Raw genomic sequence first — 15,675 nt, forward strand, 5'->3', positions numbered from 1 at the left:
GCGGAAGAGCCTGCCGGTGCTGTAAGGGCAGGTCGGAGACGTTTTTTGCGGTGCAGCGCGCGGGGGGGGGGGGGGGGAGCCCCCCCCCCCCCCCCCCCCCCCCCCCCCCCCCCCCCCCCCCCCCCCCGCTTTGATGTCGCATGGCGGTGTCTCAGGAGGCCGTGGCCGCGCGGAGGATGTCGGCGTGGTCGAACGCCAGACGCTCCGGCAGGGCGTCCAGGGGCCACCAGCGGACGGTGCGGGCGTCGTCCCCGGCAACGATCCGGGTGTCGGCAGGGACGACAGCGGCGTACGCGACGGTGACGTACCGGCCGCGCGGGTCGCGCTCGGGGGCGTCCCAGACGCCGATCGGGCGCAGGTTGTCGGCGGCCACCTGGACGCCGGTCTCCTCCGACAGCTCGCGGGCAGCCGCCGCGCGGCTCGTCTCACCGGGGTCGACGTGACCACCCGGAAAAGCCCAGTGGCCTTCGTACGGCGGCCAGTCGCGCTCGATCAGCAGGACGTTGCCGTCGGGAGTCAGGGCCACCACGTCGGCGGTGTAGCGGATCGTTTCGAACGTCTCGGTCTCGGTCATGTGCGCCTCTCGGTGGGACGGGTCAGTGGGTGGTGTCGGTGACTACGAGGAACTGGTCGCTGCCGAGGTCCATCACGACGTGCGCGTCGCGGCCCTGGGCGCGCTGGGCGGCGGCGTATTCGTCGGCGGGCCACGAGCCGCGGGGGTGGCCGGCGGGGAACCGCTCCAGGACGGTGCGGGTCTGCGCGGTGGTCGCGGGCATCACGCGTCCCCGCCGTTCACGCGCTCGTGGATGTCGATCAGGGTGGCGATGGCGTCGGGGTTGTCCGCGAGGCCGACCCACTGCCCGCTCGCGGTGAAGACGGGGACCTGGTCGCGGTCGGCCTCGAAGATGACGCAGTAGTCGCCGTACCGGTCCATCACCGTGTCGCGCAGGACCGGGATGAGCCCGGTGTCCAGGACCTCCAGGTCGCCGATGGTGAGCCGGGCGGGCTCGCCGGGCGTCTGCGGCTGGTCCAGGGTGCCGGTGACGCGCAGCAGGTCGCCGGGCTGCACGCCGTTCAGCAGTTCCTGGGTGACGCGGGAATCTCCGCTGGTGCAGGACACGATCGTGTCGGGGGTGTCCTGCGCGGTGATCTCCGCGTCGGTGAGGTCCGCATCGACGGCACTGACGGCAGCGGGCCGGACGATCAGGTCGAAGGTGGCGGTGCCGCGCGGGCCGGGGGCGGGTATCGCGTCGACCCAGCCGTCAACGGTGCAGTGCTTGGTGTCCATCAGCTGGCCTCCGCCAGGGTCTGGGTGGGGCGAGGGGAGCGGGGTCGGGTGGTGCGCTGAGCGATGTCCAGGAGCTCGCGGTTGCGTCGCTTCTGGGCGTCGGTGAGCGGCCGGTCCGCCGGGCGGTGGCGGTGCCAGAGCGGGGACGCGGGCGGCTCGGGATAGGCGAGGGCGTGGTCGACGTCGCGGTCGGTGCTGCTCATGGGTGCCTCCAGCTGGAGGTAGAAGTCAGGCGTGGTTGTCGTCGCGCCGGCGCTTGGGCTGGACGTCGGAGGCGAACCTCCCGAGGCGTGCCTCGGTGGGGTGCTCGGAGATCCAGGACTCAGCGCACACCTTGTGAGCAGGCTCCCCGGAGTGGGAGCGCAGCGGTGTGGGCTGCTCGCACAGCGCGCAGGGGCGCATCTGCCAGTGGTCGTAGTGCTGGCTGTCGCGCCAGTCGAGAAGGCCGCCGGGAGCCGGGACACAGCCCGGCTCGAACGGCGGCTTCTTGTCTCGCTTGCGGGTCACGGCCGGAAGTCGGGCAACTGCTGGAACACCTGCGCCAGCAGATCCGGCGTCGGCTTCCAGGGACCGAGCTGCCCGCCGACCGGGACGGGCAGGGCGAGCTCCTGGACGTCGGCGAGCACCAGGTGCCACTTACCGGGCTGCGCCCACTCGGTGCAGGGCGGGGAGCCGTCGGGGTCCTGGTGGCAGTCGGTGATCCGGGCGACGCCGATCACGGCGCCGGTCACCAGTTCGCGGCCCCGGATCGTGCGGGCGACCAGCGGCAGGCGCAGGGCGGGCCGGTCGATCTCCAGGCCCGCGTGCAGGAGCACCCAGCCGGTCCGCCATGCCCGGGGCCGGTTCTCAATGGTCTTCGCGCCGGTCAGGATCGCGGTGGTCCACGGCTGTTTGATGCTGATGCCGCGGATCCAGTCGCCCTCGGGCAGGGTCGCGACGCTCATGCGGCTCGCCCCCACACCGCTGTACCCGGGCGCCCGGAACGGCGGCCGTTGATGGATGGCACCGTGGCGTGCTGCGCCGCCGCGAGGACCGCGTGACCGGAGTGCTTGCCGTCGTACAGAGCTGCGTCGGCCGCCCTCTGGAGCTGCGCCAGATCGCGTACGCCGATCACGTCCGGTGTCGCGGCGCCGACCGACGCGGTGACATCGACAGTGCGGCCGTCGTCCAGGACGACCGGCGTGTGCAGCATCCGCACCAGCTGCTCCAGGCGCTGCTCGCGGGTGTCGGCGGTCAGCTGGAGGACCACGGCGAACTCATCGCCTCCGAGGCGGCCGATCGCGGCGCGCGGGCCCGCCCATGCGGTGAGCCGGGCCGCGATCGACGCGAGGACGGCGTCGCCCGCCGGGTGGCCCATCGTGTCGTTGACGGCCTTGAAATGGTCGGCGTCGATCATGACTACGGCCGTGTCGTCGCCATGGCGGGCCAGGAGCCGGCGGGCGCGGGCGGTGTACGCGTCACGGCGCAGGAGACCGGTCAGCGGGTCACGCCGGGTCTTCGCGAGCTGCTTGTGCAGCGCGACCGCGTGCACCGCCCAGCCGGTCAACGGCAGCGCGGCGGTGGTCAGTAAGAGGGTGCGCTGGCCGATTGGGCCCTGAACGCGCAGGAGCGAGGACATACTTGGGTTCTCCGTCTCGTCTCGTACGGGATGGATGGGCCCGGGACAGTCGTCGAAGCCGGTCAAGCAGAGCGGCTGTCCCGGGGCAGAGCTACAGGTCGATGGGCCTGGAGTTGAGCCAGCTGTACGGGCTCCTCCAGCGGCCGGCCTTCGCGGCCGTCCAGTCGAGCTCCCAGCCGGACCGGTATCCGCAGGCGCACCAGCCGTCCGGGCGCCCGTGGGGAATCTCGAGTCCGGCCTCCGACGCGGCGCGTGCCGCGTCATAGACCTCGTGCGCGGCCTGCACGGCGGCGCTGCGGCTGTCGGCCCGGCCGGTGAAGACGTGTACGCCTTCCAGGCCGGGCCTCTGGCTGCTGTGTGCGGGGACGTCGACCTCGAAGTAGGGCAGGTCCATGACGTCCATCTCCTCTCGTGATCGTGGTGAGGGACCACCGCGACCGCCCCGGCCCCGGCGCGGTGGCCGGGGTCGGGGCAGCACGGAACGTCCGTCACGCCGGTGAGGGCGGGGCGGGTCAGAACTCCAGATGGATCGTGATGGGCCGCCGGGAGTCACCGGCGTTGGTGTGGACCGTGCGGCGGTGCGCGGTGAGTCCGGCGCCGCCGCCCTGGATCGGGAGGTGGCAGTCCGGGCAGCCGCGGACCCAGTCGTCACCGGCCGGGAGGTCGGCCGGGGTGAGCGGGTGCGGGTGCAGCCCGTCGGCGGCGCGACTCACCGGTCCTCGCCTCGCGCCGCCTGCCGGTCGGCGAGGGCCAGGAGCTCCGCGGCGAGCTCCGGCGCGGACAGGATGGTGCGCAGGATCGAGGTGAAGCCGGACCGCTCGATGGGGTTGAGCCGGTCCCACACGGCGTGGGCGTCACCGTGAGCGCCGACGGCCTTGAGGTAGTCGTCCTCGGTGGTGGCGGTGTGCTCGACACCGCACCGGCCGCACCGGAAGACGGCCTGGTCCCAGCCGCACGCGGGAGCCTTGGTCGTCATCCGCTGATCGCCTCCAGGGCCTGCGCTTCGAGATCGGCGCGGCCCTCGGGGTCGTCGTCCTGGTCCTCGTCGCCGTCCGGGCCGTGGACGGTGCAGCGCACGTCCGGGTCGTTCATCAGCTCGCCGGTCAGGGCGCGCAGAAGATCGGTGACGTTGTAGACCGGGGCCCACGCCGTGCCCTCGCATTCGTCGTCGGCCGCGCAGCCCACCAGGACCTCGAAGCCGACGTCGCCCGCGCCGTCGACGTCGTTGCGCTGGGCGAGGACGATGCGGTCCGCTCCGAGCCGGATCTCCGCGACACGGTCGCCGCCGGCGAGCTGCGAGCCGTCGCGCCAGCGCCACATCGGCAGGATCTCGGGGCCGAAGTAGCGGCGGACCAGGAGCAGATCGCCCAGACCCTCGCCGCCGTCCCAGCCGAGATCCGCGCGCCGGGCGTCGCTCAGCGGTTGGAGCAGCTTCTCGAGGCGGTAGAGGTTCTCCGCGATGACGACGTGGTCGAAGCCCTCGCCGGGCAGGCCGGGCCACGCGTCGACCATGGCGGCGTGCTGCGCGAGGACGACCGGCTCGGGCACCCGCCGGTTCGCGGGCCGGCCTTCCTGGCGCTCCACGCACACGGAGGCCGGGGTGGGAACGAGCAGCGCGACCGTGGGCACCCCGTGACGGCGGGCGGTGGCGATCAGGTCGGCGCGCACGGATTTCTCGCAGTTCGTCGCGTCGATGACCGTCATCTTGCGGCGGGCGAGGCGGGCCTCCAGGACGGCCTGGAGCGCGAACACGGCGTCGCCGGTCGACTCCTGGCAGCCCGGGTCATCACTGACCAGGGCCCTGAACCTGTCGAGCTCCAGGACCTGCGTGTCGGGCCAGGTACTCGCCCACGTCGACTTGCCCGAACCTGCCGCACCGATCAGGCACACCAGCGACGGCTCCGGGATCGTCGTGTCGACGGGCAGCGCGTTTTCCAGGCGGAAGGTCTTCATTCGGCTTCTCCCTGCGGGTCAAGAGCACGGGTGGCGTAGTAGGTCTGCAGGCCGGCGTTCTCGGTGATGAGGGCTGCGGCCTCGTGCAGCGGGCACGACATCTCGCCGTCGCGGTCCGGCTCGATCCGTCCGGCGGCCTGCGCGGCGACGGTGAGCAGCTGCGCGAGGGAGCCGAAGACACCGTCCTGACGGTGGTCTTCGTGGTGGAGCTCGCGCAGGACCTGAGCGAGCTCCTGGGCGCCGATCTCGCCGGTGAGTTCGTCCTCGATCTGCTGGAGGGCGAGCTTGGCGATTCCGGCGCTGGCGCGGACGCGGTCCAGGCGGGTGCGGGTCACCGGCGGGCGCCGGGGCGGGTGGTGAGCCAGGTGGTGACGGCGGCGGCGCCGATGCCGATGGCGCGGTGGAGAGCCGCGTCCAGCTCCATCCACGCACTGCCCGGCCCGTTCACTTCCTTGGTGACGACACCTTCGTCGTCGAGACGGACGGCCTGGCAGTGCTCGATGTAGCCGGACTTCTTGGTCTTCTTCGCCAGCCACAGCAGCAGAGCACCGCGGTCGATCGCGGCGTGCGTTCCGGCGTTGATGGCCGCGCCGGCAAGCAGCGCGGTCGGCGTGACGCGGTAGCCGAACGCGCGGGTGATCGCGACGGTCGCCCCGAGCTGCACGGCGGTGTAGGACGCGACATGGCAGGCGACCGCACGCCTGCCCAGCGCGCTGGTGGTCATGGTCGGGCGGGTGGAGTCCGGGGTGGCGGGGGAGCCGTCGGCGTGGACCAGGTCCTCGCCGTACAGGCGCTTGCGCGACGCGGTCTTGCTGCCCTGGACCCAGTGGTCACAGGCAGGATGCAGCTCTCCGAAGGTCGCCAGCAGGGTGCCGAAGAGGGCCAGGCGCTCGGTGGGGAGGGGCAGACGGGGCATGCTGGGGTTCTCCTGATCTCGATTGCGGGTGAAGGGAGCGGGGCGGCCGGCCTCTTTGCCGATGCTGCGGTCGACCCCGTGTGCGACCTCCGCCCCCGGCCTGCACGGCTGGGGGCGGAGTCCGTTTCAGAACGGCGGTTCGTCCGGCCAGGCCGGGACGGGCAGGAGCCGGATGCGGAGCTCACGCCGGTCGGACCAGCAGCCGCACGCCTCCATCTCCGGGTTCGCGCCGCCGACCCACCAGCCGCCCGCGCCCCGGCAGTCGGGGCAGGAGCGGCGGGCGACGGGCGTGAGGTGGAGGCGGTGCCGGTCGGCGTACAGCTCCCAGCGGCCGGCCTCGAGGACGGCCGCGGCCGCGGCGACCGCAACGGGCACGGCGGCCGCGACCAGGACGACGGTTCGGGCGCGCACCGTCAGGGCCGGTCGAAGGGCTGGACGGTGAAGCGGATGCCCTGCCCGGAGCTGTCGGGCTCCGCGGTGAGGAAACCGGGGTCGGCCTGCGCGATGTCGCCCAGCAGCGCCTTGATCCAGTCGGTGGGGCGCTGGAGGTCGACGCGCAGCGCGGTGAAGTCCGAGAGCCTCACCCGGTGCGGAGCGGCGCCGTAGCGGCGCGCCCACAGCCGGGAGCGGACCAGCTTCGCGGCCTCGGTGTCGTCGGGGCGGGCGGGCACGCCGCGCGGCACCGCCCGGCAGGTGGCGGCGTGGACGTTGGCGCCCTGGGCGGCCTCCGTCTCCGTCATCACGTTGCCGGTGGTGTTGCGGTCCGCGCGGTGCGTGCAGCCGAGGCAGGCGACGGCGTAGCGCGCGCTGCCCCGGTCGGCGTCGCCGGTGTAGACGAGGACGGTCGCGCCCTCCAGCGCCCGGAAGCGCTGGGAGACGAGCATGCCCTCCGGTGTCCAGGTCTCGGGGGCCGGGGCGGGAGCGGTACGGGTGAACAGGGGCACGGTGACTCTCCTTCGAGGGGGTCGTTGATCAGGCGGCCAGTCGGTGCGTGTCCGGCGGAGCGCAGTAGGTGCGCGGATCCGCCGGGGTTCCGTCGTGACACTCCAAGCAGCTGCCGAGTGTTTTGAGCGGCAAGCAGAAGATGTAGCGGCGGCGACAGGTCGGCACGGGGCAGGTCTGGCGTGCCGCCATGGCCCGGTCCAGCGCCCATTCCTGCGCCAGCGTCGCCGTGCGCTTGGGCTTCGCCAGGCTGACGTCGTAGAGCCAGGCCAGGTGCGTGCACTGGGTGAGCGGCCGGTACGAACAGCGGCGACAACGCAGTTGCGCGACAGGCCCGTGCCCGCCCGGCGAGAGGCCGGCTGCCCGTAACTGCCGGCGAGTGACCAGGAGATCCCTCGGGGCGCTGTACCAGTCGTACTCGGGAAAGCCACCGGCTCCATCGTCGTAGACGTCGACGTCGACCAGGTCCTGGTCCTGGTCGACCATCACGCGCCCCAGGTACCGGGGAGCCGGGCCGGGCGCTGCGGGTAGCGGGGGCCGGGGCGCTGCGGGCGGGGCCGGCCGATGCGGCGGCGCGGGCGGGGGATGAGCACGAGTGATCTCCTCCAGCAGGTGGGTGGACGACACCGCGCCCCGCTGACGTCGGTGCGTCGGCGGGGCGCGGGAACGGCGGCCGGGCGGCCTGTACGGCTCTCGCCCCGCGAAGGGCGGGCGAGAGCCAGGCAGGGCGACGGGTCAGCGCTTTTGGAGCGGGTGCACGTTGTCCGGGGTGTCTTCGGCGGGCGGGGCGGCCGGGGCGGGGAGGTGGATGTGCGGCTCGATCTGGTGACCGGCGTTGTGGATGTGGGTGAAGAACGTCGGGCGCAGGCTCAGCCCGCGCAGCGCGAGCGCGGAGGCGGCGGTCCAGGCGAGGACGGCGAGCCCGGTGGCGATGGTGCGGCCGTCGGCGGGTGCGGCACTCCACACCATGGCGATGCTGGCCGCGCCCCAGGCCGTCCAGGTGAAGCGGGCGCCGGTGCTTCCGGCGAAGCCGCCGATCAGGCCGAACAGCCCGGCGAGCTGCCAGACGGTGTAGACGGTGGATCCGCTGATCGCGAGCGAAGCGGTGTGGGCCGCGATGTACGAGCGGATCGGCTGGTCGACCACCGCGAAGACACCGGTGGAGGTGTCGGCACCGACCTGCACGCGCGGCACGGCGGTCAGCAGGCGGTGCAGCGCGTCGGCCAGGACGTCGGTCGCGCCGTCCAGCAGCAGGATGATCAGGGAGATCCCGGCGAGTCCGATCGCCGCCTTCACCCAGTTCGCCATGGAGTGCCAGCCGAGCTCGGGGGCGCGGCGCAGGTCCTCCCAGCGGTCGTGGAGGAAGCCACCGTCGTCCCAGGCGTCGTCCCACCATTCGCGCAGGGTCTCCAGCCGCGGCTCCTTCGCATCGAGCGACGGCGCGGGCGGCGGCGGGAAGTTGAGGTCCTGGCCGTTGTCGGCCGGCTGCTCCTGGCGCTGGCCGGGGATGTGCGGGGTGCGGTCGTTGTGGTCGGTCACGGTCGGCTTCTCCTTCGAGGCGGTGACGCTGCGTACGGGATGGGAATGGCTCTGTTGCCGGGGCCTTGGGTGCGACAGGCTTGGGCGAGGCCAGGGAGCAGCAAGGGGGCGCGATGTCAGTCGAGTTCGATTCGGTGATCGCCGACGGGGTGATCTATCCGGCGTTCACGGACGACGACGGCATGCTGTGGATCGACGACGAAGACGACTACGAGGTGGTCGTCGACCACGCGGTCGTCGACGGCGTGATCTATGAGGCGGAGGTCGATGAGGACGGCCGCCTGCTGATCTACCTGGACGACGACTGATCGCGTCGGCTGCTCCGGGCGGCCTGCCCCGTACTCGACTCCCGGCCGGGCGGGCGGGGTTCGAGTACGACGCAGGGTGCCCGGTGCTCAGCGGACGTCGTTGCGGGTGCGGGCGAAGAACATGCCGCGCGTGGTGGTGTTGTTGTTGATCTCGGTCTTCTGGGTGACCGGGCCTTCGTAGATGTTGTTCGTGACGGCGGAGCGGGCGCGGTTGATCGCGCCGCCGATCGCGGTGGCGGCCATGGCGAGGCCGGCGAACGGCAGGGTGACCATCAGGACGCCGGTCAGCGTGACCGAGGCGAGGCCCTGCAGGACCAGCCAGGCTCCGCAGCCGATGCCGGTGACTCCGGCTCCGACGCCGATGGAGGCGACCGCGATCCCGGCCGCCCAGGCGGGCACGATCCGCCGGTCGTCCTGATGGACGGGCGGGGCGCTGCCGTAGGCGGGCACGGGGGTGTCGTCGCGGAACGACGTGGGGAAGTGGCGTACCGGCTGCTCGGGCCGGAATTCGGCCTCGAGGATTCGCTTGGCTTCGACGGCGGCCTCGGAGTCGGACATCGGGCGGCCGGCGGTGGGGTGGAAGTCCATGGTGTTCTCCGTTCGGGACGGGTGCGCCCTCCCGGCCGTGGTGGCGGGGAGGGCGCGAAGGGCGGGGGAGGAGCGGGGGTTATCCGAAGCTGCTGATCCAGCCGGTGACGCTGCTGATCCCGCTGGTGATGGCGGGGGCGATGCCGGTGGAGGCGAGGGTGAAGCCGAACAGGGCGGCGGCGAACGCGGGCCACAGCCGCAGGTAGCCGGTGCGCAGCAGGACCAGCACGATGATTCCGGCGAAGACGACCAGGGAGACGGTCAGCGCCACGGCGGGGAACTCCTTCGGGTAGTCCTGCGGCCGGGCTGGGCGCGAGGCCCGGCCCGGCCGGAGGGTGAGGGGGTTACTTCTTGAGGGTGGTCAGGGTGTTGCGGACGCTGCCGAGCTGGACTGTGCGGCCGCCGTCGGCGTTGACCAACTCCAGGATCTGGAGCGCGTCCAGCGCATCGTCGTGCGCGTCCAGGACGGACTGGATGCGGTCGCGCAGCGTGCGGGCGCGGGGCTTGGTCGCCGCGGCCGGGACCGGGGAGGCGGCCCGGGTGCCGGCGGAGCCCTTCTTCTTCTTGCCTCCGCCACCGCCGTCTTCGCCGTCCTCGTCTTCCTCGGGCTCGGGGAAGACGGCCCGGTACGCCTCCATGCCGTCCAGGCGCTGGCCGTAGGCGTCACCGACGATGTCCCAGGCGTCCTGTTCGATCTCGGCAGGGGCGCCGGGACCGTAGAGGTCCAGCACCATCGGGTCCAGGCCCTCGGTGGGCATGTCGGAGCCGATGTTCCAGAACCGCATCTTGCGCGACGGGTAGCGGCCGTTGACGTTGTACGAGGTGCCCTGGGTGCCGGGCAGGTCGTCGTCCTCGTGATCCTCGTCGAACTGCGAGACGAGGTCGACTTCGCCTGCGTACTTCGGGATCGGGGCGAGGACCATCCCGGTGGGCAGCAGGCCGTCGGTCACCAGCTGCTTCATCATCGAGCTGGTCCAGCGAAGCAGGATCACTTCGCCTTCCTTGAGCATCGCCCTCAGCGTGTCGCTGCCGCCCATCTCTTCGAGGTGGCCGGCCTGCGCGAACAGGCCGATGCCGATCCCCAGCGAGCGGCCGGTGCGGCCGATGTCCTTGATGTAGAAGGTGGCTTCGTCCCGGTAAGGCGCGCCCTTCTCCAGGAGGCGGTTGGCTTCGTCGATGATCTGGTAGATCAGCGGGTCGGGCCGGTCCTTGAGGAACTTGGAGCGGCCCATCCGGGCGTAGCGGTCCTGGCGGTCCATCATGGTCAGCCACGTCGTGCGCAGCTGCGCCATGGTGCCTTCCTGCGTGGTGACGCGCCAGGCGACATTGCCGTCCGCGCCGTGCTCCTTCTGCCCGAACGCCTCGGGTGCGGACTGGCCGCCCTTGAGGTCGGCGTACAGGACGGCGATCCCGGAGCGCTTCATCGCCGCGAGGACGATCTGCCCGGCCGTGCTCTTGCCCGCGCCGGTGGTGCCGAACAGCAGCAGGCGCTGCGCGGAGCCGGACTTGGGGTCGTACAGGCGCAGCAGGGAGGCCCGGCCGTTGTGGTAGCGGCCGATGTAGATGCGGCCCTTGGCGTCCATGACGAGCAGCTGCGGGTCGGCCAGGATGACCTGGGCGAGCGGGTCGTCGGGGTAGATGGTGACCAGCGCCTTGGACGTGCCGTTCGTTTCCACCGCGAGCCGGTTGACGTCCTTGATGCCGAGCGCGTCGGCCAGGCGCATCGGGTGGTAGCTGATGATGTCGCCGGGCGGCGCTTCCACGGTCAGCTCGAAGATCCTGCTCATGCGGGGAGCTCCTTGGGGTCCTCGTCGGGGATGTCGACGGTGCGGATCGCGGTGATGACCGTGCCGGGCATGCCCTTGGGGGCGATGAGCTTCTCCCAGGCGGTGTAGAGGTCCATGGCCTGTTCGGGGGCCTGGCCGACGGTGAGCCGGCGGACCCCGGCGCCCTGGCGGGGCACGGGGGTGATGGCGATGTCGTCCTCGGGCCAGTTGATGGCCGCGGACAGCTCCAGCAGGTCGATCTTGGGGACCGGCTTGCCGGGGAGGGTGGAGCGGATGACGGCGGTCATCGACTCCTCACCGGTCTGCTCGATCTGCTCCAGCACGGTGTTCGGGGCGGCGCCGTCCTCGATGGCGACGTTGGCCGCCCAGAAGGTGGCCATCGGGTGCTGGGGCCCGGCCTGGACGGTGTCCTGGACCAGGAGTTCCTTCGTCTGCTCGATGGCCTCGGGGGTCAGCGACTTCTCGCGGCCGACCAGGACGCGGGCCATGCGGGCCGGGCGTACGTACAGCACGACGGCGCTCCACCCGGCGTCTGCGAGCAGCTGCCAGTACCAGTCGATGCCGGGCACGATGCGCTGCGCGGTGAGCAGCGCGGCCATCGACAGCGACGGGGCCAGGTAGAGGCCCATGGCGGTGTTGCCGACCGCGTCGCGCGGCAGGGTCGCCGACCACAGGGCGCCCCATCCGGCGCAGCCGAGGGCGGCCAGGACGGAGGGGCCGTAGAAGTCGTGGGTGAAGGCTCCGGTGGCGAGCGCGCCGGTGCCGGCCACGGTGGCGACGCGGCCGAAGGCGTTGCGGGCGAGGGCGAAGCGGCCGCGCAGGGGTCCGAGGCGGATCATCGGTGGGCTCTCCTTCAAGGGCATGGGGAAGGGCGGCGAACCCGTGGTGGGTTCGCCGCCCTTGGTGCGGGGTGGGGTGGGTCAGCGGTTGCTGTAGAAGGTGCGGTCGGCCATCTCGATGCCGTCGGGCATGTTGTTCGCGGCGTCCGCGACCGCGCCGTAGTCGGCGATGTGGCCGTCGGCGGTCTCGTGGAAGAGCGAGGACATCTCCTCGCACTCCACGGCCATGGCCTCCGCTTCGTCCTTGCAGTCCCGCATCACGGTCGCCGCCTCGCGGTGCTCGTTGACGGTGGACTGGTCGACGGCCTTGGACGCGGCGAGGTCGGCGAGCCGGTCGACGGAGCTCGCGCAGTCCTCCACGTACTTGAACGTGGAGCGGACCTGGTTGGACAGGCCCATCATGGTGGCGCTGGCGGCGGTCAGCTGCGCGACGACGATGCCGAAGCGGACCGCGCCGACGATGACGGAGCCGGTCTTGGCGAGGGCTCCGCCGATCACGGGAACGAGATCAGACACGTGGGTTTCTCCTATTCGACGTGGTAGTCGCGCTCAGCGGGTGCGGCGTGGCCGTGATCGCGGGTGACGTCGGCGAGCGGCTTGTGGCGGCGCTCCGCGTTCTCACCGGCGGTGCGGATGGCCTCGGAGGCTGCGGGCAGCTTCTCCGCCAGGGCCTCCGCCTTGGCCTTCACGCTGACGGCCTTCTCCGCGAGGATCAGGACCCAGCCCTCCAGGACGCCGGGCACCTTGAGGTCGACGATCTTCTGGTGGAGGGCCTCCAGCTTCGTCATCATCTTTTCGCAGCCCTCAGCCGCGGCGTTGGCCTCGTCGACGCCCGCCATGATCTCTTCCGCCATGTCGGCGTCGGAGTCGATGACGTCGTAGATCGTCAGGTCGCTGTCCGCGTACTGGGTGCTGGGTGCTCGCGTCGGGACGGGCACGGTCACTCCGGTTCCTCCTGTTCGTGATGCGGGAATGGCCCCGGCCGGGACGCCTGCCGCGCGGCGGTTCTCCTTGCGGCGGGCGGTCCAGCCCTCACCGCCGACCTGTTCGACGGTGATCGTCGCTCCCTGCGCGTAGCCCCAGCCCGGGGGCGGGCCGAAGCCCCCGCCCGGTGCTGCGCCCGGCCCCGGCGTGGTGCTGGAGCTGGGCGGGTCGGGCTCGGAGCGTCCGGAGCGGCGGGAGCTCGCCCGCTCCCACCAGCCGCGGCGGGTGCGGGACTTGTCGGCCTTCGACTTCGGGCCGGTGCTGGTCGGCCCGGTCGACTTCGGGCCGGTCGTGCCCGTGCCGCCGGTGGCGGCCGGGCCGGTGCCGGGCTTGCGCGGCCTCTTGGTGAGCCGGACCTTCTTGCGCAGGTTCACCTTCGGGGCCGTCCCACCGGGGCCGGCCGGGCCGCCCGAGCCGGGCTTCGGCTTCTTCGTGAGGCTGACCTTCGGTGTCGCCGCCGTTCCGCCCGCGCCGGGAGTGCCGGCCTTGGGCTTCTTGGTCAGGTCCACCTTCGGGCTCGCCGGGGCCGCTGCGGCGGCCGGATCGGGCTTGGGCTTCTTGCCGTTGAGGATCCGGCCGACAGCGCGGTGGCGCAGCGCGCCGCGGATCGTCGTCGGTGTCGCCGACGCCCCTGGACCGCTGGTGCCGGTCTTGGGCTTCTTGGTCAGGTCCACTTTCGGCGGCGTTGCCGGATCGGGCTTGGCCTTCTTCCCGTTGAGGATCCGGCCGACGGCACGGTGGCGCAGCGCGCCACGGATCGTCGCCGGCGTCGCCGACGACCCCGAGCCCTTCTTGGTGAGGTCGACCGGCTTGCGGCCGGTCGGCGTCCAGGCGCCGGTGGTGATGCGGTCGGCGACCCGGGCCCGCGCGGCGTCCCGGACCCGGGGGCCGCGGTCCGGCTTGGTCGTGCCGGACGTTCCGGTCGTCGGGGTCTTGGGCTTGGGGCCGTTGCGGATGCGGTCGGAGGCACGGTCGCGGGCGGCGTCCCGGATTCCCGGGGTGCGCGTGTTCGTCGGCGTCGGGGTCTTGGGCTTGGGGCCGTTGCGGACCCGGTCCGCCGCACGGTCACGAACGGCCCCGGCGAGGCCCCCGGAGCCGTTCTTCGTGCCGGTTGTCGGGGTCTTTCCACCCCCGGATCCGCCCTTTCCACCGCCCTTTCCACCGGAGGTCTCCAGGCCGTTCCTGCGGCCTCCGCCGCTGCCTCCCCGGCCTCCGCTGCCCAGCGTGGGCGTACGGCCGCCAGAGCCGCCGCCAGGCGTCTTGCTGGGCGTCTTGCCTCCGCCCCCGCCCGGCGTCTTGGTGCCGCCAGAGGAGCGGAACGTGCTCGGAGTGTTGCTCTTTCCTGAATTCGTCCGGCCGCCGCCACCGCCCGATGTGCGGGTGCCGCGCCCGAATTCCGGACCGGACTGCAACCGGCCTTTCTGGCGGGCCGCTTCCACCCCGATAGAGGCTTTATCGGCCGCCGCCCGCTGCTGATCCGCAATTGCCCGGTGGTGTTCATGACGGGCTTTCAAATAGGCCGCCGCATTCCATGCGCCGCGCATTGCGGCGACGGTAATACCGGCCATCATCACCGCCGACATGGCGGCGACTCCCGACCCTTGCGGACTGTCCGGCATTCCGGGGTCCGCGTTCGCGGTCGTCGTATTTCCGCTGCCGACGCCGGGATTACCCGCGACCAGCAGCGAGGGCGGGGGCGCGAGAGCGGGGAGGGCGGGCAGTGTGGGGGCGGCGGCCCCGGGCGGCGGCGGGCTGCTGCCCACCGGCCCCGGGATCGTCAGCCCGCCGGGGAAGCCGTAGACGGTCCCCCCGGCGTCGTCGTCGGCCATCGGCCGTCTCCTTCGATCAGTCACCCAGCGTGACAACCCGGGGGGCCCTCACGCGCGCGTATAGGCGCGCATGATGGGCCCCCCGGATTCACGGAGTGAGGCGGTGATGATGAGTGATGATGAGCGCGGAGCGTTACGGCGAAGGCTGTTGGCCCTGCCGCCTGGTCGTCCAGCCCTGGAGCAGCACGACCAGGTCGGCCCATGCCGCGTCGTCGGTGCCGGCCAGGAGGCGGGACAGGTCCCACAGCGCGGTCGCCCGCGCCTTGTTCGTCTCGGTCTCCGCCAGGCGCTTGTTCCATCGCGCCGTCTGGCCCTTCGAGAGCTGCACGGCCACTTATCAGGCCCTCTTTTCCAGGAAGTCCAGGAAGGTGTGATCGCCGCCGTCCGTGCCGGTCTTCTTCGCGACGGTCTTCCCGTCGCCGGTCGGCTCGGTCAGGGCGTTCGAGAGGCCGTTGAGCTGCCCGGCGGTGCTGACCGCGCGGGCGGTGTTCAGGCCCTTCTTCCTGGCCTTTTCCAGCTCCTTCTTCTCCGCGTTCGCCTCGCGCTTCTTCGGCAGCTCGACAAACCGCTTCTGGAATTCCGCGTCGAGCTTTCCGGCGTGATTCACGGCGTCCCGCAGGTCGCTTTCGAGCTTCGCCAGCGGGCGCGATGCCAGATAGGCGCGGATACGGGCCGCGAAGGGCTTGTCGCCCTCGATCTCGATGTTCTCCAGGTCGGCCCGGTACTCGTTGAGCAGCGCCCTCACCTCGTCGGCCATCTGCCGCAGCCGCTCGCGCTGCTGGGCGCCGTACAGGGCGGTGCCGCCGGGCTTCATCAGGTGGTCCGAGGTCCACCGGCTGTTGTTCTCGGTCATGGGGAAGACCTCCAGGTCTCGGGGGTGGGAGGGGATGGGGTTCGTGGTCCGTGTCCCCGAGGCGTGCGGGGCCGGGATCGTGCTCGGTACGAGGCAGCTCGCCCGCGTCCCGCTCGGGGCGGGGTGCGGGCGAGCGGCCTGCCGGCCGTGGCCGTCACCGGTCCGCGCTCGGTGTGCGAGCGCGGGCCGGTGGCGACCATGAGCGGCAGGGGTTCTGCCAGGGCGTGAGCG

The 15,675-nt window shown here is 72.2% G+C and carries 26 protein-coding genes; 1 reads left to right on the forward strand and 25 read right to left on the reverse strand.

Annotation, left to right across the window (positions count from 1 at the left end; genetic code table 11):
- Positions 1–151: 151 nt before the first annotated feature.
- The 17 genes from ACZ6KY_RS39475 to ACZ6KY_RS39555 all read right to left on the reverse strand — a co-directional run bounded on the left by ACZ6KY_RS39475 (position 152) and on the right by ACZ6KY_RS39555 (position 8,256).
- Positions 152–574 (reverse strand): NUDIX domain-containing protein, encoded by a 423-nt coding sequence (locus ACZ6KY_RS39475; RefSeq protein ID WP_469315089.1) that lies wholly within the window; start codon positions 572–574, stop codon positions 152–154.
- 22 nt (positions 575–596) lie between these two features.
- Positions 597–776 (reverse strand): hypothetical protein, encoded by a 180-nt coding sequence (locus ACZ6KY_RS39480; protein WP_334647011.1) that lies wholly within the window; start codon positions 774–776, stop codon positions 597–599.
- Positions 776–1,288 (reverse strand): hypothetical protein, encoded by a 513-nt coding sequence (locus tag ACZ6KY_RS39485; protein ID WP_469315090.1) that lies wholly within the window; start codon positions 1,286–1,288, stop codon positions 776–778. Before ACZ6KY_RS39485 ends, ACZ6KY_RS39480 begins: the two co-directional genes overlap by 1 nt.
- Positions 1,288–1,491, reverse strand: a complete 204-nt coding sequence (locus ACZ6KY_RS39490) for a hypothetical protein (protein WP_393685918.1) — start codon at positions 1,489–1,491, stop codon at positions 1,288–1,290. The genes ACZ6KY_RS39485 and ACZ6KY_RS39490 overlap by 1 nt, the downstream gene beginning before the upstream one ends.
- Before the next feature lie 25 nt (positions 1,492–1,516).
- Complete coding sequence (locus ACZ6KY_RS39495; protein ID WP_393685916.1) at positions 1,517–1,795, reverse strand: hypothetical protein; 279 nt, start codon at positions 1,793–1,795, stop codon at positions 1,517–1,519.
- Positions 1,792–2,232: an ASCH domain-containing protein gene (locus ACZ6KY_RS39500; RefSeq protein ID WP_393685914.1), complete on the reverse strand. Its 441-nt coding sequence runs from the start codon at positions 2,230–2,232 to the stop codon at positions 1,792–1,794. The genes ACZ6KY_RS39495 and ACZ6KY_RS39500 overlap by 4 nt, the downstream gene beginning before the upstream one ends.
- Positions 2,229–2,906 (reverse strand): GGDEF domain-containing protein, encoded by a 678-nt coding sequence (locus ACZ6KY_RS39505; RefSeq protein WP_469315091.1) that lies wholly within the window; start codon positions 2,904–2,906, stop codon positions 2,229–2,231. Before ACZ6KY_RS39505 ends, ACZ6KY_RS39500 begins: the two co-directional genes overlap by 4 nt.
- Before the next feature lie 91 nt (positions 2,907–2,997).
- The gene (locus tag ACZ6KY_RS39510) at positions 2,998–3,300 is read right to left on the reverse strand and encodes a hypothetical protein (RefSeq protein WP_393685910.1); all 303 of its coding nucleotides are present in this window, start codon (positions 3,298–3,300) and stop codon (positions 2,998–3,000) included.
- Between the two features lie 118 nt (positions 3,301–3,418).
- Complete coding sequence (locus ACZ6KY_RS39515; RefSeq protein ID WP_469315092.1) at positions 3,419–3,619, reverse strand: hypothetical protein; 201 nt, start codon at positions 3,617–3,619, stop codon at positions 3,419–3,421.
- Positions 3,616–3,882: a hypothetical protein gene (locus ACZ6KY_RS39520; protein WP_469315093.1), complete on the reverse strand. Its 267-nt coding sequence runs from the start codon at positions 3,880–3,882 to the stop codon at positions 3,616–3,618. Before ACZ6KY_RS39520 ends, ACZ6KY_RS39515 begins: the two co-directional genes overlap by 4 nt.
- Positions 3,879–4,859 (reverse strand): AAA family ATPase, encoded by a 981-nt coding sequence (locus ACZ6KY_RS39525; protein ID WP_469315094.1) that lies wholly within the window; start codon positions 4,857–4,859, stop codon positions 3,879–3,881. The genes ACZ6KY_RS39520 and ACZ6KY_RS39525 overlap by 4 nt, the downstream gene beginning before the upstream one ends.
- Positions 4,856–5,194, reverse strand: a complete 339-nt coding sequence (locus tag ACZ6KY_RS39530) for a hypothetical protein (protein WP_469315095.1) — start codon at positions 5,192–5,194, stop codon at positions 4,856–4,858. The genes ACZ6KY_RS39525 and ACZ6KY_RS39530 overlap by 4 nt, the downstream gene beginning before the upstream one ends.
- Complete coding sequence (locus ACZ6KY_RS39535) at positions 5,191–5,775, reverse strand: hypothetical protein (protein ID WP_469315096.1); 585 nt, start codon at positions 5,773–5,775, stop codon at positions 5,191–5,193. The genes ACZ6KY_RS39530 and ACZ6KY_RS39535 overlap by 4 nt, the downstream gene beginning before the upstream one ends.
- Before the next feature lie 126 nt (positions 5,776–5,901).
- Positions 5,902–6,192, reverse strand: a complete 291-nt coding sequence (locus ACZ6KY_RS39540) for a hypothetical protein (RefSeq protein WP_469315120.1) — start codon at positions 6,190–6,192, stop codon at positions 5,902–5,904.
- Positions 6,189–6,719: a hypothetical protein gene (locus tag ACZ6KY_RS39545; protein ID WP_469315124.1), complete on the reverse strand. Its 531-nt coding sequence runs from the start codon at positions 6,717–6,719 to the stop codon at positions 6,189–6,191. Before ACZ6KY_RS39545 ends, ACZ6KY_RS39540 begins: the two co-directional genes overlap by 4 nt.
- Positions 6,720–6,747: 28 nt before the next feature.
- Positions 6,748–7,203 carry an RRQRL motif-containing zinc-binding protein gene (locus tag ACZ6KY_RS39550; RefSeq protein ID WP_469315121.1) on the reverse strand — a complete coding sequence of 152 codons (456 nt, stop codon included), beginning with the start codon at positions 7,201–7,203 and terminating at the stop codon, positions 6,748–6,750.
- Between the two features lie 249 nt (positions 7,204–7,452).
- Complete coding sequence (locus ACZ6KY_RS39555) at positions 7,453–8,256, reverse strand: hypothetical protein (protein WP_469315097.1); 804 nt, start codon at positions 8,254–8,256, stop codon at positions 7,453–7,455.
- Between the two features lie 113 nt (positions 8,257–8,369).
- Here ACZ6KY_RS39555 and ACZ6KY_RS39560 point away from each other — a divergent pair, with 113 nt between their 5' ends.
- Positions 8,370–8,564: a hypothetical protein gene (locus ACZ6KY_RS39560; protein ID WP_362786812.1), complete on the forward strand. Its 195-nt coding sequence runs from the start codon at positions 8,370–8,372 to the stop codon at positions 8,562–8,564.
- A gap of 87 nt (positions 8,565–8,651) precedes the next feature.
- Here ACZ6KY_RS39560 and ACZ6KY_RS39565 read toward each other — a convergent pair whose 3' ends face one another.
- The 8 genes from ACZ6KY_RS39565 to ACZ6KY_RS39600 all read right to left on the reverse strand — a co-directional run bounded on the left by ACZ6KY_RS39565 (position 8,652) and on the right by ACZ6KY_RS39600 (position 15,444).
- Positions 8,652–9,152, reverse strand: coding sequence for a hypothetical protein (locus ACZ6KY_RS39565; protein ID WP_469315098.1), 501 nt, complete (start codon positions 9,150–9,152; stop codon positions 8,652–8,654).
- A 79-nt stretch (positions 9,153–9,231) separates the two neighbouring features.
- A complete protein-coding gene (locus ACZ6KY_RS39570; RefSeq protein ID WP_355982209.1) occupies positions 9,232–9,423 on the reverse strand; it encodes a hypothetical protein in 192 nt (63 codons plus the stop codon).
- A gap of 73 nt (positions 9,424–9,496) precedes the next feature.
- Positions 9,497–10,939: a DNA/RNA helicase domain-containing protein gene (locus ACZ6KY_RS39575; RefSeq protein WP_469315099.1), complete on the reverse strand. Its 1,443-nt coding sequence runs from the start codon at positions 10,937–10,939 to the stop codon at positions 9,497–9,499.
- A complete protein-coding gene (locus ACZ6KY_RS39580) occupies positions 10,936–11,778 on the reverse strand; it encodes a hypothetical protein (protein ID WP_469315100.1) in 843 nt (280 codons plus the stop codon). Before ACZ6KY_RS39580 ends, ACZ6KY_RS39575 begins: the two co-directional genes overlap by 4 nt.
- An 81-nt stretch (positions 11,779–11,859) precedes the next feature.
- Positions 11,860–12,294 (reverse strand): hypothetical protein, encoded by a 435-nt coding sequence (locus ACZ6KY_RS39585; protein ID WP_362786820.1) that lies wholly within the window; start codon positions 12,292–12,294, stop codon positions 11,860–11,862.
- Positions 12,295–12,305: 11 nt separating this feature from the next.
- Complete coding sequence (locus tag ACZ6KY_RS39590) at positions 12,306–14,591, reverse strand: hypothetical protein (RefSeq protein ID WP_469315101.1); 2,286 nt, start codon at positions 14,589–14,591, stop codon at positions 12,306–12,308.
- A 133-nt stretch (positions 14,592–14,724) separates the two neighbouring features.
- Positions 14,725–14,925, reverse strand: coding sequence for a hypothetical protein (locus tag ACZ6KY_RS39595; RefSeq protein WP_469315102.1), 201 nt, complete (start codon positions 14,923–14,925; stop codon positions 14,725–14,727).
- A gap of 3 nt (positions 14,926–14,928) precedes the next feature.
- Positions 14,929–15,444, reverse strand: a complete 516-nt coding sequence (locus ACZ6KY_RS39600) for a hypothetical protein (protein ID WP_469315103.1) — start codon at positions 15,442–15,444, stop codon at positions 14,929–14,931.
- Between the last annotated feature and the right edge of the window lie 231 nt (positions 15,445–15,675).

This window comes from Streptomyces sp. NPDC042002 (genome assembly GCF_055588305.1).

Excerpts from the sequence above, each read along its gene's own strand:
- ACZ6KY_RS39510 (WP_393685910.1), bottom strand. The coding sequence starts at position 3,300 with ATGGACCTGCCCTACTTCGAGGTCGACGTCCCCGCACACAGCAGCCAG.
- ACZ6KY_RS39490 (WP_393685918.1), bottom strand. The coding sequence starts at position 1,491 with ATGAGCAGCACCGACCGCGACGTCGACCACGCCCTCGCCTATCCCGAG.
- ACZ6KY_RS39550 (WP_469315121.1), bottom strand. The coding sequence starts at position 7,203 with ATGGTCGACCAGGACCAGGACCTGGTCGACGTCGACGTCTACGACGAT.
- ACZ6KY_RS39575 (WP_469315099.1), bottom strand. The coding sequence starts at position 10,939 with ATGAGCAGGATCTTCGAGCTGACCGTGGAAGCGCCGCCCGGCGACATC.
- ACZ6KY_RS39525 (WP_469315094.1), bottom strand. The coding sequence starts at position 4,859 with ATGAAGACCTTCCGCCTGGAAAACGCGCTGCCCGTCGACACGACGATC.
- ACZ6KY_RS39485 (WP_469315090.1), bottom strand. The coding sequence starts at position 1,288 with ATGGACACCAAGCACTGCACCGTTGACGGCTGGGTCGACGCGATACCC.
- ACZ6KY_RS39565 (WP_469315098.1), bottom strand. The coding sequence starts at position 9,152 with ATGGACTTCCACCCCACCGCCGGCCGCCCGATGTCCGACTCCGAGGCC.
- ACZ6KY_RS39590 (WP_469315101.1), bottom strand. The coding sequence starts at position 14,591 with ATGGCCGACGACGACGCCGGGGGGACCGTCTACGGCTTCCCCGGCGGG.
- ACZ6KY_RS39505 (WP_469315091.1), bottom strand. The coding sequence starts at position 2,906 with ATGTCCTCGCTCCTGCGCGTTCAGGGCCCAATCGGCCAGCGCACCCTC.
- ACZ6KY_RS39560 (WP_362786812.1), top strand. The coding sequence starts at position 8,370 with ATGTCAGTCGAGTTCGATTCGGTGATCGCCGACGGGGTGATCTATCCG.
- ACZ6KY_RS39535 (WP_469315096.1), bottom strand. The coding sequence starts at position 5,775 with ATGCCCCGTCTGCCCCTCCCCACCGAGCGCCTGGCCCTCTTCGGCACC.
- ACZ6KY_RS39580 (WP_469315100.1), bottom strand. The coding sequence starts at position 11,778 with ATGATCCGCCTCGGACCCCTGCGCGGCCGCTTCGCCCTCGCCCGCAAC.
- ACZ6KY_RS39520 (WP_469315093.1), bottom strand. The coding sequence starts at position 3,882 with ATGACGACCAAGGCTCCCGCGTGCGGCTGGGACCAGGCCGTCTTCCGG.
- ACZ6KY_RS39480 (WP_334647011.1), bottom strand. The coding sequence starts at position 776 with ATGCCCGCGACCACCGCGCAGACCCGCACCGTCCTGGAGCGGTTCCCC.
- ACZ6KY_RS39600 (WP_469315103.1), bottom strand. The coding sequence starts at position 15,444 with ATGACCGAGAACAACAGCCGGTGGACCTCGGACCACCTGATGAAGCCC.
- ACZ6KY_RS39475 (WP_469315089.1), bottom strand. The coding sequence starts at position 574 with ATGACCGAGACCGAGACGTTCGAAACGATCCGCTACACCGCCGACGTG.
- ACZ6KY_RS39500 (WP_393685914.1), bottom strand. The coding sequence starts at position 2,232 with ATGAGCGTCGCGACCCTGCCCGAGGGCGACTGGATCCGCGGCATCAGC.